Annotated in this window: 15 protein-coding genes, 1 tRNA gene and 1 pseudogene; 11 read left to right on the forward strand and 6 right to left on the reverse strand. The window is 61.8% G+C overall.

Annotation, left to right across the window (positions count from 1 at the left end):
* Positions 1–281 (reverse strand): annotated as a pseudogene (locus tag LD110_RS00005) (pyruvate dehydrogenase (acetyl-transferring), homodimeric type); the annotation flags it as partial.
* Positions 282–683: 402 nt separating this feature from the next.
* Between LD110_RS00005 and LD110_RS00010 the strand changes: the two are divergent.
* The 6 genes from LD110_RS00010 (at position 684) to LD110_RS00040 (ending at position 5,782) form a co-directional block, all read left to right on the forward strand.
* Positions 684–1,103, forward strand: a complete 420-nt coding sequence (locus tag LD110_RS00010) for a DUF3052 domain-containing protein (RefSeq protein ID WP_225495360.1) — start codon at positions 684–686, stop codon at positions 1,101–1,103.
* Positions 1,100–1,612, forward strand: a complete 513-nt coding sequence (locus LD110_RS00015; protein WP_225495361.1) for a peroxiredoxin — start codon at positions 1,100–1,102, stop codon at positions 1,610–1,612. The genes LD110_RS00010 and LD110_RS00015 overlap by 4 nt, the downstream gene beginning before the upstream one ends.
* Before the next feature lie 12 nt (positions 1,613–1,624).
* Complete coding sequence (locus LD110_RS00020; protein WP_225495362.1) at positions 1,625–2,581, forward strand: NAD-dependent protein deacetylase; 957 nt, start codon at positions 1,625–1,627, stop codon at positions 2,579–2,581.
* A 68-nt stretch (positions 2,582–2,649) separates the two neighbouring features.
* A tRNA-Val gene (locus LD110_RS00025) sits at positions 2,650–2,722 on the forward strand.
* Between the two features lie 714 nt (positions 2,723–3,436).
* Entirely contained in the window at positions 3,437–4,234 is a 798-nt protein-coding gene (locus LD110_RS00035) for an IclR family transcriptional regulator (RefSeq protein ID WP_225495363.1), read from the forward strand.
* 192 nt (positions 4,235–4,426) lie between these two features.
* On the forward strand, positions 4,427–5,782 hold the full coding sequence (locus LD110_RS00040) for an MFS transporter (RefSeq protein ID WP_225495372.1): 1,356 nt from the start codon (positions 4,427–4,429) through the stop codon (positions 5,780–5,782).
* Positions 5,783–5,975: 193 nt separating this feature from the next.
* Here LD110_RS00040 and LD110_RS00045 read toward each other — a convergent pair whose 3' ends face one another.
* Positions 5,976–7,043 (reverse strand): D-2-hydroxyacid dehydrogenase, encoded by a 1,068-nt coding sequence (locus LD110_RS00045; RefSeq protein WP_225495374.1) that lies wholly within the window; start codon positions 7,041–7,043, stop codon positions 5,976–5,978.
* A 69-nt stretch (positions 7,044–7,112) separates the two neighbouring features.
* Here LD110_RS00045 and LD110_RS00050 point away from each other — a divergent pair, with 69 nt between their 5' ends.
* Genes LD110_RS00050 through LD110_RS00060 form a run of 3 tightly spaced genes read left to right on the forward strand, consistent with a single transcriptional unit; the run spans position 7,113 to position 9,867 of the window.
* The gene (locus tag LD110_RS00050; RefSeq protein WP_225495383.1) at positions 7,113–8,030 is read left to right on the forward strand and encodes an NAD(P)-dependent oxidoreductase; all 918 of its coding nucleotides are present in this window, start codon (positions 7,113–7,115) and stop codon (positions 8,028–8,030) included.
* A gap of 14 nt (positions 8,031–8,044) precedes the next feature.
* Positions 8,045–8,815 (forward strand): SDR family oxidoreductase, encoded by a 771-nt coding sequence (locus LD110_RS00055; RefSeq protein ID WP_225495393.1) that lies wholly within the window; start codon positions 8,045–8,047, stop codon positions 8,813–8,815.
* Positions 8,815–9,867 carry an L-idonate 5-dehydrogenase gene (locus tag LD110_RS00060; protein ID WP_225495395.1) on the forward strand — a complete coding sequence of 351 codons (1,053 nt, stop codon included), beginning with the start codon at positions 8,815–8,817 and terminating at the stop codon, positions 9,865–9,867. The genes LD110_RS00055 and LD110_RS00060 overlap by 1 nt, the downstream gene beginning before the upstream one ends.
* Positions 9,868–9,925: 58 nt before the next feature.
* On the opposite strand, the gene LD110_RS00065 is transcribed toward LD110_RS00060, so the two are convergent.
* The gene (locus LD110_RS00065; RefSeq protein ID WP_225495397.1) at positions 9,926–10,672 is read right to left on the reverse strand and encodes a FadR/GntR family transcriptional regulator; all 747 of its coding nucleotides are present in this window, start codon (positions 10,670–10,672) and stop codon (positions 9,926–9,928) included.
* Positions 10,673–10,923: 251 nt separating this feature from the next.
* On the opposite strand from LD110_RS00065, the gene gndA reads away from it, so the two are divergent.
* A complete protein-coding gene (gene gndA / locus LD110_RS00070) occupies positions 10,924–12,360 on the forward strand; it encodes an NADP-dependent phosphogluconate dehydrogenase (protein WP_225495399.1) in 1,437 nt (478 codons plus the stop codon).
* Between the two features lie 106 nt (positions 12,361–12,466).
* Complete coding sequence (locus LD110_RS00075; RefSeq protein WP_225495401.1) at positions 12,467–13,300, forward strand: oxidoreductase; 834 nt, start codon at positions 12,467–12,469, stop codon at positions 13,298–13,300.
* Here the strand turns inward: LD110_RS00075 and epsC are convergent.
* The 3 genes from epsC to msrA all read right to left on the reverse strand — a co-directional run bounded on the left by epsC (position 13,297) and on the right by msrA (position 15,457).
* The gene (epsC, locus tag LD110_RS00080; RefSeq protein ID WP_225495403.1) at positions 13,297–13,881 is read right to left on the reverse strand and encodes a serine O-acetyltransferase EpsC; all 585 of its coding nucleotides are present in this window, start codon (positions 13,879–13,881) and stop codon (positions 13,297–13,299) included. The genes LD110_RS00075 and epsC overlap by 4 nt on opposite strands.
* Positions 13,882–13,931: 50 nt before the next feature.
* Complete coding sequence (cysK, locus tag LD110_RS00085; protein ID WP_225495405.1) at positions 13,932–14,867, reverse strand: cysteine synthase A; 936 nt, start codon at positions 14,865–14,867, stop codon at positions 13,932–13,934.
* Between the two features lie 65 nt (positions 14,868–14,932).
* Complete coding sequence (gene msrA / locus LD110_RS00090) at positions 14,933–15,457, reverse strand: peptide-methionine (S)-S-oxide reductase MsrA (RefSeq protein ID WP_225496384.1); 525 nt, start codon at positions 15,455–15,457, stop codon at positions 14,933–14,935.
* Between the last annotated feature and the right edge of the window lie 50 nt (positions 15,458–15,507).

Consider the following 15,507-nt stretch of genomic DNA (forward strand, 5'->3'; position numbering starts at 1 on the left):
CGGTACCGGCGCTCGAACTCCTCATTGCCCGGGAACTCCGCTTCCTGGTCCGCCGGGATCGTGTTCACATAATCCGTCGTCGTGACCATCGGCACACCAACGCTCTGCGCCCCCGCACGCTGCAACAGGCTCCGCATAATGAACTGGGCACGCTCGGTACCCTGCTCCCGGATCAACGCATCCAGAGACTCAACCCACTCCGCGGTCTCCTCCGGATCACGATCAGGCAGCTGGTTCGTCAACACGCTAAGGATGTGTGAGGTGTCTTCTCCTACAGCCACGTCCAACCTCTCTTCTGGCGCACGTATCGACGCCTCAGGTCCGGCAGGGTAACTGCCCGTCGTGAACGCGGCGTGTGCGGCAACTCGGTAACGTCGGCCCGGTCATGTGTGCCGGGCAGGGTCATATCAAGTCTATGACTGCACGGTAAACAAGGCGGTCGCCCCGCAGGCATAGTTGATTAGGAGCCACTCTAGCTTCGAGATCCACGCTATGAGTAGCCGCAGACCACACGGCAGCGTTGTATGTCGCGGTGATACTTGTTCTATGACGCGGGTCTCAACCACCGCCCTGGCCGCCCTTATGGGACGCGGAATATGGCGGATCGCTGGGCAACAGCTTGAAGCCCGGGGGCAAAGGGTGTTGGCTTGTAGTAATCGAAATCACTTCAAGAGGAGGAAAACGTGAGTGAGGCCGACGCCGCCACTTCGGTAAATGTGGCGGAAAGATTGGGTTTCAAAGAGGGAGATCTGATTCAGGAGTTCGGTTACGACGACGATGTCGATTTCGATTTGCGTGACGATATAGAAGATCTCATCGGATCGGAGCTGCTGGACGAGGACGACCACGAAGTTGTGGACGCTGTGATCTTCTGGTGGCGCGAAGGCGACGGCGATCTGGTAGATGCCCTTGTTGATTCCCTAACCACACTCACTGAAGGCGGTGTTGTCTGGGTGCTAACACCCAAGTCCGGGCGTGAAGGATACGTTTCCCCGGCAGAAATCCAGGACGCGGCACCGACAGCGGGTCTGCACTGCACCACCGCCGTCGGCGTTTCGAAAGACTGGCACGCTACCCGGCTAGTGACCAGGAAGAACAAGTGACGGCGGCTGTCCAGGAGCCGCAGGCCTCCGTTCCTGCGGTCGGCAGCACAGCCCCTGACTTCGAGCTCGTCAATCAGCATGGCGAACCCGTTCGACTCTCCTCTTTCCGGGGCAGCAACGTGGTCCTGGTTTTCTATCCTTTTGCTTTCTCCGGCATCTGTACGGGGGAATTGTGTGAAATCCGCGACAACCTTGCAGTCTTCGAGGACGCCAACGCCACGGTCCTGGCTATTTCGGTGGACAGTAAGTTCGCCCTGCGCGCCTACGCGGAACAAGAGGGCTACAGCTTCGAGCTGCTAGCGGATTTTTGGCCCCATGGCGGCGTGGCCAGGGACTATGGAGTGTTCGACGGCGACAGTGGCATGGCCCGTCGGGGTACTTTCATCATCGATGCCGAGGGCATGATCCGGTATGTGGTGGTGAACCCGCGTGGGCAGGCCCGTGAGCTCGCTGAATACCGCAAGGTGCTGAGGGACCTCTCAATTGTGAACCTCGCTGGCCGGCACTGAAAGACAACCGGCATGACGCAGGGTCGCCCCGGGGTCGGCATGACGGGCTTCGCCAGCAGTCCGCCGTCTGAGCCTGAAGCGCTGAACGACAAGGAATTGTCGGCAATTCAGGAAGCGGCGGCCATTCTTGGCGGCCGCAGGATCGCAGTCCTCACCGGTGCAGGCCTAAGCACGGATTCAGGGATTCCTGACTATCGGGGACCAGGCTCGCCGCCACGGAAACCGATGACCTTCCAGGAGTTCATCGGGTCGCCGGACAACCGCAGGCGTTATTGGGCGCGCAACCACATTGGCTGGTCCCACTTGCGGCATGCCGACCCGAACGCCGGGCATGCCGCCATCGCGCTGATGGAGCACCGGGGGCTGTTGAGCGGTCTGGTGACCCAAAACGTGGACCGCCTGCACGAGGACGCGGGTAGTGTAAACGTCGTAGACCTCCATGGTCGTTTTGACCGCGTTGTCTGCCTCGATAATGGCCACGGCTTTACACGTTCCTTGGTCGCAGCAATTCTCGAGGAATTGAATCCCGATTTCCTTCGTGAAGCGATGGAGACGGGCCTCGTGACTGCTGCCCCGGACGCCGACGCGACATTGGAGGATCCGCGGCTTATCCGTGAATTCGTTGTGGCAGTCTGCCCTGCCTGTGGCGGAACCCTTAAACCGGATTTTGTCTACTTCGGTGAAAACGTCCCCAAAGAGCGTGTAGAGCGTTCCTACGCCATTGTCGATTCGGCGGAAGCGCTTCTAGTGGCTGGCTCGTCACTGACCGTAATGAGTGGCCTGCGTTTTGTTCGGCACGCCTCGCGCAGGGGAATGCCGGTGGTCATTATCAATCGGGGTCACACGAGGGGAGACAGCCTCGCATCAGTCAAGATCGACGCTGGGGTAAGCCCAGCGCTCTCTTGGCTGGCTGGCAATTTGCCCGACTTGCCTGGGCTGACGGCCCCGATTAGCCATCAGACCGCTTGATCAGGTAGAGTCTTAGCTCGTTGGTTCGGCAGCTGGGATAACAAGAACAGTCGCAGGAAACCATCCAAGGGTCTTTAGCTCAGCTGGTAGAGCGCCACGTTTACACCGTGGATGTCATCGGTTCGATCCCGGTAGGACCCACCCAGTGAATTAGGACTAACCCGCTGTTCCGGCCCAAGGCCGGGACGGCGGCTTTTTGTTTCCATCTCATCACCGGCGGCTCCTTGCAGGCGGTCCGGACTTCCTGTCTTACCCTTCCCCTAGAGTGCGCGTCATGGAGCACGTGATCATGAGGTCGTCTCCAGACGGCCTGCCGGAGCGCATCGTTCGGGGAACGCATGAATGGGAGGTAGCGGCGCCTCCTGTCAGGTGGTTTGAAAGGACCAACTGGTGGAGCCAGCAGCGTCGAATGCCTGCGGGCAGTGGACGCGTGGACATAGAGGTCTGGCAGGTGCAGGTCAGGCTCGGGGCAAATCCGAATTCGGACCTGGCCACCATGGAGCTTGTCCGGGATGGCAGCGGAGGGGGTTGGCGGCTCCGGACTGTAGCCCTGGACGGATCCGTCCGGGACCACTGTGTTAGGCCGCACTGGGGAACAGGGGAATTGACCCAATGGAAAAGCTCTCCACCGCGACTATTGGGGGATGCCGCGGTGGAGAGCTTGAAATGAATATACAGTGAAATTCTGGAAAAGTGAATTGAGCCGGACGTACCCCATTAGGCGGCCGTGATGGCCCTGAAAGAGTCCGGCAATCAGCTGTTCGTTGCGGAACCTGCCACAGCTTGCTGGCGCCATTTCCACTATGATGGTTTCTGTCCAATGGACTGGACAGTGCGCCTATTTGAAGGAGAATCATGGCCGATTCCCGAAGCTCCCGTTCATCCGAAGGCCTCGGTGCTTCTTCGCCGGCCCCGGCAGTTACAAGGGCGGCAGCTGTTCTGGAAGCTTTGGCCGCCTCTTCAAATGGGCGCCTGACCTTAAGCGACCTGGCCCGCGAGTTGGGCATCCCCAAGTCTTCCACGTCCAACCTCCTGCTGGCATTGGAGGAAGCGCGGCTCATCACGCGCCAGGGCTCGGACTTCGCATTGGGACGCAAGCTTGTGGAGCTCGGAGCCGCGTACCTGAGCCGGATGGATGAAGTGCAGGAGTTCTACCGCTTCTGCGAACAGGCGCCCACCCTCTCTGGCGAAACAGTGCGTATTGCGATGTTGGATGGCGATCATGTCATCTACCTGGCACGTTATGAAGGTCACCCGGCGGTGCGACTGACCTCCAATATTGGAGACAAGATGCCGGTGTCCCTCTGTGCGGTTGGCAAGATCCTGATTGCCCGCCTCCATGACCATGACATCGCCGAGATGTTCCCTGACGGCATGCAGTTGCCAACGATGACCCAGCACTCACTGCGGACGGCCGAGGAGTTCAAAGCCGAAATTGCCACCATCCGGCAGCGTGGCTACGCGTTCGAGGATGAGGAATCCACGCTGGGTGTGGTCTGCCTCGCGGTGCCTGTCCCAACGCACGGTGCGCACGGACCGAGTCTGGGGCTGTCCGTCACGGCCCTTAAAGCGACATATTCCGAGGAGCAGGGAGCCCTCATGGTCAAGGAGCTCCAGGAGCTGGCCCATCTGTTGGGTAACCCAATGGGCTAGAACGCCCGGAACTTCGTTCCCCGGGGCTGGGTCGCATGGCACCGGTGTCGGAAAGTGGGAAGAAGGCAATAAAGCAGATTACAACTTGCACTCCGTTCAGCTTGCTGTACTCTGTTCAATATAGTGATTCACGCCATAGGTGGCGGTCGCTATGCCACCAGACCAACGGGGGTCTGGAGTGTTCTCAAGGGAGTGCTTGTGACAACTCGTACCAATACCCAATCGGCAGTCGCTGACGGCGCCGTCGTCGAACCGGGTCAGCTTCGTAAGGCGACACTGGCCAGTTCAGTGGGCTCCGCTCTGGAGTACTACGACTTCTACATTTACGGGCTCGCTTCGGCCTTGATTTTCGGCCCGCTCTTCTTCAAGCCTTTGGGTGAAACGGGTGCCCTGATCGCGTCGTTCGCCACCTACGGAGTGGGTTTCGCCGCCCGCCCGTTTGGCGGAATTTTTTTTGGCTTCATTGGTGACCGCTTCGGCCGCAAAATGGTCCTGATCCTGACTATCGGGCTCATGGGTGCAGCAAGCTTCGCCATTGGCCTGCTGCCAACATTCGAGCAGGCGGGCATGCTGGGTGCCGTGTTGCTGGTGACCCTACGCATCATCCAAGGGCTGGGCGCCGGTGCCGAACAGGCGGGCGCCACCACGTTGATTTCCGAAGTGGCCCCACGGCGGCGTCGCGGCTACTTCGCCTCGCTGCCGTTCGTCGGGATCCAGCTCGGTACCCTGTTGGGCGCCGGAACCTTTACCCTCATTGCCTTGGCAGACAAAGCGGTACTCGAATCCTGGCTGTGGAGGGTCCCTTTCCTCGCGAGCGCTGTCCTCATCATTGTGGCTGTCTTCATTCGTTTGAAGCTCAAGGAAACTCCCGTGTTCCAGGAGCTGGAGAAGCACAAGAATGTGGTGAAGAACCCCGTTGGCGAGCTGTGGAAGCACTCCAAGAAGAATGTCCTCGTCGGAATTGGTCTTCGTATGGGTGAGAACGGCAACTCCTCCATCTATTCGGCGTTGCTCATTTCATTCATGAGCGCCTCGGTAGGTGTTTTCCCTGGTGACAAGTTCGTTGGGCCCGTCGGCCTGCTCATCGCAGCCGGTTTTGCCGCCGTCATGGTGATTACCTTCGGCGCATTGTCTGACCGGTTCGGCCGTGTTCGGGTCTACCGCTATGGCGCCCTCTTCCAGGCATTGATTGCCCTTCCTGCCTTTTACTTGGTCACTCTGGGCAACGTCACTCTCGTCTGGGCGGTCATGGTGGTCGGCATCGCTCTCGGTGTGCAGTCCATGCTCGGTCCGCAGTGCCCGCTGCTGCCCGAATTGTTCGGTTCCCAGTACCGCTTCACCGGCGTTGCATTGAGCCGCGAACTCTCGGCCGTCATCGCGGGTGGCCTTGCACCGCTCATCGGCGTGGCGCTCCTGGCTGCCACCGGCAACTCGTGGCTGGTGCCGGCAATCTATTCGTTGGTGCTTGCCCTGATCTCTTTCGTCACCACGTTCTTCACTCCGGAAACTGCAGGGCGGGACCTGCTTGCCGTCGAAGACGCTGCGTAGCTACCCGGCATCCGGTCCCCGCCACAGCGGCGGACGTCATCCAAGACGTCCGCCGCTGAAGCGTTAACGGGCAAGTACGCTCCACCGGCCGCCAACTGTGGCGGCTTGGGGTCTGGGCGGGATTCGCGGGGGGATGACAAAGCGGCCCCTCCAAATCGGAGGGGCCGCGGGTTTGTGCTGATGCCGATGGCGCTCAGTAGAAATGCACCGGATCCACAAGGTGCGGGAGTTCGCCGCCGTCGAGGAAAATGCGGAGGTTGCTGCAAAAACGCTCGGTGATGAGTCGGTTTTCGGCCGCACTGAGCGCGGAGGTGTGAGGCGACACCATGACCTTCGGGTGCTCCCAGAGCGGGCTGTCCTGGGGGAGGGGTTCGACGGCGAAGACGTCCAGGCAGGCGTAGGACACTTGTCCATTGTCGAGGGCTTCAAGGAGTGCCGCTTCATCCACTACCGTTCCGCGGCCGACGTTGATGAAGACGGTGCCCGGTTTCATGGCCGCGAAGACCTCGCGATTAAACAGCTTCTCGGTGTAGGGAGTGCCTGGCAGGGTATTGACCACAGCATCCGCGGTCTCGAGGAGTGAGGCGAGTCCGGAGTTGTCCACAACCCGTTCGATCCCCTCGATCGCTTCGACGTTGCGCTTTGTTCCGCTCACGGTCATGCCGAGCGCCCGGGCGATGCGTGCCGTCTCCAGGCCGATTTCGCCCAGCCCTGTGACAACAAGGTTGGAACCATTGACGAGCCTGGTTGGTATCCGCAGCTCCGGCCAGTGCTTTGCCGCCTGGTCCTGGGCCAGCTCGGCGCTGCGCTTGAAGCCATTGAGGATGCCCAGTGCTGCGAACTCGGCCAACGGCAGTGCGTGGACGCCCGCTGATGTAGTGACCTTGAACTTCTCGAGGGTGGCACGGTCCAGGCCGGATGCCTTGACGGCGCCACCTGCGCCGGCGGCCATTGCGTGGACCCACTGCAAATGCGGGTTGCTCCGCGCAATGCGCGCAAGGCCCGCGGGGCTCTCGTTTGGGAAACCGTAGAGTATCTGGGCCTGCTCCAGCATTGTCCAGTACCGCTCCTCTTGCTCCGGCGTTCGCCGGAATGCCGGGTCTCCGGAGTGGTCGGCAGGAAAGCGCTCCGGCGGCAGAAGCTGCGGCTCATAGAGAACGGTGATTGAGGTTTCTACATCCCGGATGCGGTCCACGAGCTCAGCTTCGAGGGGAACGGCGATCGCGATAGTGATTTGAGGAGACGTCATGTTGTTCATCATACTGAATGGTGGATAAGATGCTGAACGAAAAGTCATACTTGATCACAACGAAGTGAGGTGTCGCAACGGATGATCGAACAACGGGCCGGATTCGTGGGGCTGGGACTCATGGGTTTCCCAATGGCCGTAAATCTCCTCAGAAAGGGCTGGGAAGTCGCCGGATGGAACCGCTCAGCCGCCGCGCTGCACGCCTTCGAGGAACAGGGTGGACAGTCCTGCGCCTCCTTGGAAGAACTCCGCAGCATGCCTGTCATCATTTTTATGCTTCCGGACCTTCCGTTCATCGAAGAGACCGTGGAGCCACTGTTGGAATCCTGGCGGGTCGAACCCCCAGCACCCGGAACCGTGATCCTGGTCATGAGCAGCGTGTCGCCCGCTGGCGTCCGAACCTTCGGTGAGGCGGTCCACGCCGCGAGCGGAGGGAACGCCGTCGTCGTTGATGCTCCCGTCAGCGGAGGCACCAAGGGTGCCATCGACGGATCACTGGCCATCATGGCGGGCTGCGAGCCGGATGTTTTTGACCGCATCCTCCCCGTCCTTCAGGCCATGGGGACCACCGTGCGCCGGATGGGCCCCCTGGGCTCGGGGTCCCTCGCCAAGGCGTGCAACCAGTTGATCGTCGGAACAACGACGGCGGCGCTCGCCGAAGCTGCGGAACTCGCCGAGCGCTCCGGCATGGATGTGGGGGCCTTGTTCGAGGTCCTGGCCGGCGGCCTGGCCGGCAGCCGCGTGCTGGAACAACTGGGACCACGGCTCGCCGCCAAGAATTACACGCCCACAGGGCCCGCCAAGTTCATGCGCAAGGATCTGGGATTCGTGGCTGACGCCGCGGAGGAAACTGCAGCAGTGGTGCCCATGGCCAGCGCCGGAATGGAACTGTACGGGCACCTCGTGGCGCAGGGGCTGGGGGACCAGGACCTTGCTGTTGTGCGACAGGCGATCGCCAATCTGTCAGGCGCGCGCCACACCGATTCGATGGCCAATTGAAAGGCAACGTCTCCTTGAACTCTTCATTCGACTTAACTGGCCGCGTCGCCCTGGTTACCGGATCAAGCAGGGGCATCGGGAACGCCTTGGCCCGCGGTCTGGCCGAAGCGGGAGCGGTGGTGGTCCTCAATGGCGTCGACGAGCAGCGCCTCAAAGCTTCCCAGGATGCTATGGCCCGGGACTTTGGATCCGGCCGAATCCACAGCTGTGCATTTGATGTCACCAAAAGCGGCGATGCGGCCCGCGGCGTTGCATGGATCGAAGAACATGTGGGGCCACTTGAGATCCTGGTCAACAATGCCGGAATCCAGCACCGTGTTCCCATGCTGGACCTCGACGTAAACGACTGGGAGCGTGTTATCTCCACGGACTTGACGAGTGCCTTCCTGGTGGGACGAGAGGCCGCGCGCCGCATGATCACCCGAGGCCGGGGAAAGATCATCAACATCTGTTCCGTGCAGTCGGACCTTGCCCGGCCAACCATTGCGCCCTACGTCGCGGCCAAGGGCGGACTTCGCAACCTAACGAGGGCCATGACTGCCGAGTGGGCGGCATCGGGGCTTCAAATAAACGGCATTGCGCCGGGCTATATCCACACCGAGATGACGCAGAAGCTGGTCGATGATCCCGAATTCAACGCCTGGATCCTCGGCAGGACTCCGGCCCAACGCTGGGGGACTGTGGAGGACCTGACCGGACCGGTGGTGTGGCTGGCCTCCCAAGCTTCCAATTTCGTCAACGGGCAAACGATCTTCGTTGATGGCGGAATGACGGTGGTGGTCTGATGCCTACTGTCGCACTTCCTGCTTCCGCTCCCGCCGTTGTGGTGCATTCGGCGGGCGACTTGCGCATCGAAGATGTTTCTTTGTCCGCCCCGGCCGCGCATGAGGCCGTCGTCGAAATCGCCTATGGAGGAATTTGCGGCTCAGACCTTCATTACTGGCAGCACGGAGCAGCCGGTGAGTCGATATTGCGCGCGCCTATGATCCTGGGCCACGAAGTCGTGGGAATGGTGGTTCAGCAGGCAGCCGATGGCAGTGGTCCAAGGGAGGGCGCCAGGGTAGCTGTCCACCCGGCCACTCCGGGCCCGGGAGCCGCACGCTACCCGGCCGGCCGGCCCAACCTGTCACCCGGCTGTACATATCTCGGCAGCGCCGCGAAGTTCCCGCACACGGAGGGCGCCTTCAGCCGGTATGCAAACCTGCCGAGCCGGATGCTTCGCGCGCTGCCTTGCGCTTTGGACCTGCGCACCGCAGCCGTCGTTGAACCCGCAAGCGTGGCTTGGCACGCAGTCGCGCGGGCCGGTGACGTGGCCGGGAAGACGGCCCTCGTCATCGGTTCCGGTCCCATCGGTGCACTAACAGTTGCGGTTCTGAAGCGTGCAGGGGCGGCCCAGATTGTTGCCGTCGACATGCACAACAAGCCGCTGCAGATTGCCACGGCGGTCGGCGCCGACAGGGTTCTGCGGGGTGACGACACTGAAGGGATCGCCGCAGTGGAGGCGGACGTCGTCATCGAGTCCTCCGGGAATCATCGAGGTCTCACATCAGCGATCAACGGGGCGGTGCGCGGAGGCACCGTGGTGATGGTCGGCCTGCTCCCTTCTGGCCCCCAGCCTGTGCCGGTGTCGCTGGCGATCACCCGGGAGCTGGAGCTACTTGGATCGTTCCGCTTCAATGACGAAATCGACGACGTCATTGCGGCGTTGGCCGATGGTTCCCTGCAGACCGGCCCCGTGGTTACGCACGAATTCCCGGTGACAAGGGGCCTGGACGCCTTCGAAGCCGCCAAGGACCCCTCGGTTTCGGGGAAAGTCCTGCTGAATTTCCGTGACTGAGACGGTGTCTGGGCAGGCGCTGCGCTGGCCTGGTGCCAGGCGCTGCGCTGGGCCGGTCCTAGGCGCTGCGCTGGGCCGGGCGCCGTTCAACTGGGACGAAGACCCGTGGCTGGCCCTGCCAGCTGGGTTCAAGGTCTTGGATGGTTTCGCGCATGATCCGCGTCGACGCCTCCCGGGCCTTGTCTCCGTCGCCTGAAGTGATGGCCTGGGCCACGTCCAAGTGCCATTGGAGCGCTTCTTCCTTTGGGTGCTCCGGCATTAGTCCATGCGCGGTACGGCCTGCGAGGGTCTCGGTCACCTGGCCAATCAAGTTGGCAAACATCTCGTTCCCCGAGCCGGACAGGACTAGTGCGTGAAACCGGATGTCCAAGTCCAGGAAACGCTGTACCTCTCCCGCCCTGCCCGCGTCCCGCATCGCCAGCGCAACCTCAAGCAGTTCCTTTCGCATGGAGTCCGGCGCGTTCAGTGCGGCAAGCGCCGCGGCTGCGGGTTCGACGGCGGAGCGCAGCTCCGCGAGGGATCGCAACTGGGCCCCGCGGCCCTCACTGTCCAGTCGCCAGCGAATCACCAAGGGATCGAAGGGATTCCAACGGTGGGCGGGAAGGACACGGATCCCGACGCGCTTGATGGTCTCCACGAGGCCCTGGCTCTGCAACACCCGAACCGCTTCCCGCACCACCGACCGGGAGACCTTGAGTTCCTCCTCGAGGTGCTCCGCGAGCATCACATGGCCCGTGGGCAGCATGCCGCCAACGATGCGGGTTCCCAAGTGCTCAACGGCGCGGTGGTGAAGGCTGGTTGACATAGTGGTAAGCATAATGGCGCGCCGAACGACACCTCGATGAGCGCAGGCTCGTCGGGCTGGTGAGGCGTATCTCACCGTGAGGACATCGACGAGGAGGGCATCATAGACTCTTTGTGACGCCTCCGCTTCCAAAAGGTGGGCGCTACTTTCCCGTAGTGACCCCGAATACATATGGTTTATTGGAGCCCTTGTTTCCGAAACATGTTCCGCCCGTAACGCGGAGCTCACATGACGATTGAATTGGAGTTTTGATGTCAGCACACATCGGTGTCACTGGTCTTGCGGTGATGGGTGCCAATCTGGCCCGGAACCTGGCCCGGAACGGCTTCACCGTTGCACTGCACAACCGCTCGGTGGAGAAGACCGATGCGCTTTTGGAGCGGTATGGCAACGAAGGTGACTTTGTGCGCACCGAGAGCCTGCAGGAACTCGTCGACTCGCTGGAAAAGCCCCGTCGCGTGCTCATCATGGTCAAGGCCGGCAAGCCGGTGGACGCCGTCGTCGAGCAGCTTGTGCCGCTCCTTGAGGAGGGCGACATCGTCATCGACGCCGGCAACTCCCACTACGAGGACACCCGGCGCCGCGAAGCGGCCCTGGCGGAGAAGGGCCTGCACTTCGTGGGCGTCGGCGTTTCCGGTGGTGAGGAAGGCGCCCTGAACGGCCCGTCCATCATGCCTGGCGGTTCCAAGGAGTCCTACAAGGCCCTCGGCCCGCTGCTGGAAAAGATCTCCGCCAAAGTGGACGGCGAGCCCTGCTGCGCCTGGGTCGGCACCGACGGTGCCGGTCACTTCGTCAAGATGGTCCACAATGGCATCGAGTACGCCGACATGCAGGTCATCGGTGAAGCCTTCGACCTGCTCCGCTCCGGCGCAGGCATCGAACCGGCCGAGCAGTCCAAGATCTTCGCCGAGTGGAACAAGGGCGAGCTGTCCTCCTTCCTGATCGAGATTTCCGCTGAGGTCCTGGGCCACGTTGACGCCAAGACCGGCAAGCCGTTTGTCGACGTCGTGGTTGACGCCGCCGGCCAGAAGGGCACCGGCCGTTGGACCGTTATTTCCGCCCTGGAGCTGGGTTCCCCGGTGTCCGGTATCGCCGAGTCCGTGTTCGCCCGCGCCCTGTCCTCCCAGTCCGAGCAGCGGACGCTGGGCCAGGAGCTCCTCGCAGGCGAAGAGGCTGCGGTGGAAATCCCCGAGACCTTCGTCGAGGACGTCCGCCAGGCACTGTACGCCTCCAAGTTGGTCTCCTACGCACAGGGCCTGGACATGCTGACCTCCGCGGCCAAGGAATATGGCTGGGACCTCAAGCTTGACGAGATCGCTTCCCTGTGGCGTGCCGGCTGCATCATCCGTGCCGAGCTGCTCAAGGACATCACCAAGGCCTACGCCGCCGAGGAGAAGCCCGCCAACCTGCTGTTCGCTCCGGCCTTCACCAAGGCCATCGCGGAGGCCCTGCCGGCTTGGCGCCGGGTAGTGGCCACCGCCGTGCAACTGGGCATCCCGGTTCCCGTGTTCTCCTCCTCGCTGGCCTACTACGATGGCCTGCGCCGTAAGCGCGTCGCGGCAGCCCTGATCCAGGGCCAGCGCGACCTGTTCGGCGCGCACACCTACGGCCGCATCGATGAGGAAGGCACCTTCCACACCCTGTGGGGCGAGGACAAGTCCGAGGTCTCCGCGGTAGACACCCACTAAAAGCCCCGCACCCGCACAGGCCGGCATCCCCCCAGTTAGGCTGGGAGGGCGCCGGCCTGCCGCGTTTTCACCAGGCCGTTGTTCCCGCAGGGCAAAGGAGACCAGAGTGAACCAACGAGTTGCACTTGTGACAGGCGCTTCCACCGGGATCGGCCACCAGGCTGCGATTATGCTTTCGAAAGCGGGCTTCACCGTGTACGCGGGTGCCCGGCGCCTGGACAAAATGCAGCCGTTGAAAGCCTACGGGGTGCACGTGCTGCGGCTGGATGTGACAGACGAAGAATCCATGGCTGCAGCAGTCCGGCACATCGTCGACGATCATGGCCGCGTCGACGTCTTGGTCAACAACGCGGGGTATGGATCGTACGGTTCGTTGGAGGAAACGCCCTTGGATGAAGGCCGCCGCCAGTTCGACGTGAACGTCTTCGGCCTGGCCAGAATGACCCAGTTGGTCCTGCCGCACATGCGGGAAGCCGGCGAGGGGCGAATCATCAATGTTTCCTCGATGGGCGGCAAAATCTACGAGGCGTTGGGCGCTTGGTACCACGCTTCCAAGTTTGCCGTTGAGGGCCTGAGTGACTCCCTCCGGCTGGAACTGGCTCCGCATGGCATATCGGTGTGCATCATCGAGCCTTCCGGGACAGCAAGTGAATGGGGCCGGATTGCTGGGGAATTGCTGCTGGCGACCTCGGGAAGCGGTCCCTACGCCTCACAGGCACGCATGATGGCGGCTGCCCTGGCCTCCACTGAAGGGACAGTGTTCGCTTCGCCTCCGCAGATGTCAGCCAAGGCAATCGTTCGGGCGGCAACAGCCAGGAAGCCGAAAACCCGCTACCCCGCTGGGCGGGGCGCGGGTTCCATCCTGGCCGCCCGGCGGTTACTTCCGGACCGGGCGTTCGATGCCGTTCTGCGGGCGATCTACAACCGCTTTGGGAACTAGATTCGGTATTCGATGTAGTACTCGGCAGGGTCCACGGCCGGCTTTGTTTCCAGCTTGGAATCGCGGTGCCGCCACGTAGCCGGCACGCCGGTGATGATGGACTCAGCCGGAGCGTCCTTAACGACGACGGCGTTCGCACCGATCGCGCTGTCGGCTCCGATCGTGATGGGGCCCAGGACCTTGGCTCCCGCACCGATGGTGACCCGGTCCCCAATGGTCGGGTGGCGTTTGACCTTGGCCAAGGAACGACCTCCAAGGGTGACGCCGTGGTACATCATCACGTCGTCGCCGATTTCCGATGTTTCCCCGATGACCACACCCATGCCGTGGTCGATGAAGAAGCGCCGTCCAATCGTGGCACCTGGATGGATTTCAATGCCGGTGAGGAACCGGGCGAACTGGGAGACCAGTCGAGCCGGAAACCTCAGCGACGGCGTCTTCCACATCTTGTGCGTTAGGCGGTGCGCCCAGATGGCGTGCAGGCCAGAGTATGCGAAGAAGTTCTCAAAAGAGCCTCGGGCCGCCGGGTCATGGGACCTGGCGGCCTCGAGGTCTTCCTTTAGTCTTCCGAAAAAGCTCACAAAGATCTTTCTACAGGAATGCTGGCAAAGTCAGCAGTTCGTTTGGCGGATCAGCCGCGGATATCGTCAAAAAGGACAGTGGAGATGTAACGTTCGCCGAAGTCGCAAACAACAGCCACGATCAGCTTGCCCTTGTTCTCCGGGCGCTTTGCCAGCTCCAGTGCACCCCAGACGATGGCGCCCGAGGAGATACCGCCGAGGATTCCTTCGCGGGCTCCCAGTTCGCGGGCCACGCGGACTGAGTCCTCCAGAGTGGCGTCCAGGACCTCGTCGTAGACGTTGGTGTCCAGGATGTCCGGCACGAAGTTGGCGCCGAGGCCCTGGATCTTGTGGGGACCGGGCGTGCCGCCGTTGAGGATGGGGGAGTCCTTCGGCTCAACAGCCACGATCTGGACGTCCGGCTTGCGTTCTTTGAGGACCTGGCCGACGCCCGTAATGGTTCCGCCCGTTCCAACGCCGGAGACGAAGATGTCTACCTTGCCGTCAGTGTCAGCCCAGATCTCCTCCGCCGTAGTGTCGCGGTGAATCTGCGGGTTGGCCTCATTGGCGAACTGGCGGGCCCAGATGGAGTTCTCCGTGTTGGCGACAATCTCCTGCGCCTTCTCCACTGCGCCGCGCATTCCTTCGGAACCTGGGGTGAGGACGATTTCCGCACCGTACGCGCGCAGCATGACACGACGTTCCGTGGACATGGTTTCCGGCATGGTCAGGATGACCTTGTAACCACGTGCAGCGCCCACAAGCGCCAGCGCGATGCCCGTGTTGCCGGACGTCCCTTCGACGATGGTGCCGCCCGGCTTCAAGGCGCCGGCCTTCTCGGCAGCGTCGATGATGGCAACACCGATGCGGTCCTTGACGCTGTTGGCTGGGTTGTAGAACTCGAGCTTCACAGCCACGTCGGCCTCAAGGCCCTCGGTCAGCCTGTTCAGGCGCACCAGCGGAGTGCGGCCGATGAGCTGCGTAACGTCGTCGTAGATCCTTGCCATGTGGTGATGCCTATCTCTCGAGAGGGAATACTGAGGTCAGCCTAACCAGCCCCTGCATGCCCCAGCTAAGCATTAAGCCATGCAGAGTAATATTTCCGGGCCTTGGCGAGTTTGGGATTGATGATCACTTGGCAATACCCCTGTTCCGGGTATTTCGCGTAGAAGTTTTGGTGGATTTCTTCCGCTTCATAAAAGTCGCCTAGCCGGACGACTTCCGTGACTATCGGACGGGCCCACAGTTGCTGGTTGCGATTAATGGCGTCCTCAAAGAGGATCTTTTCCTCTGTGGTGGTGTAGAACATGGACGACCTGTATTGCGTCCCCACGTCATAGCCTTGGCGATTCAGCGTGGTGGGATCGTGGAGGACGAAGAACATGTCCAGGATGACGTCTTCGGGGATCACCGCTTCGTCGAATGTCACGGCCACCACCTCTGCATGCCCCGTCACTCCGGAGCAGACTTCGTAATAGTCGGGATTACGAACGTGCCCGCCGGTGTAGCCGGAGACGACGGAATGCACGCCCTTGGTCTTCTGGTAGACGGCGTCGAGGCACCAGAAGCAGCCTCCGCCAAGCACAAAGGTTCTCATGACCTCTTCAATGGTCCGGGGACCCACAAGATTCCCCATGTTCCTTACAG

Source organism: Arthrobacter sp. M4 (assembly GCF_020251205.1).
GTDB lineage: Bacteria > Actinomycetota > Actinomycetes > Actinomycetales > Micrococcaceae > Arthrobacter.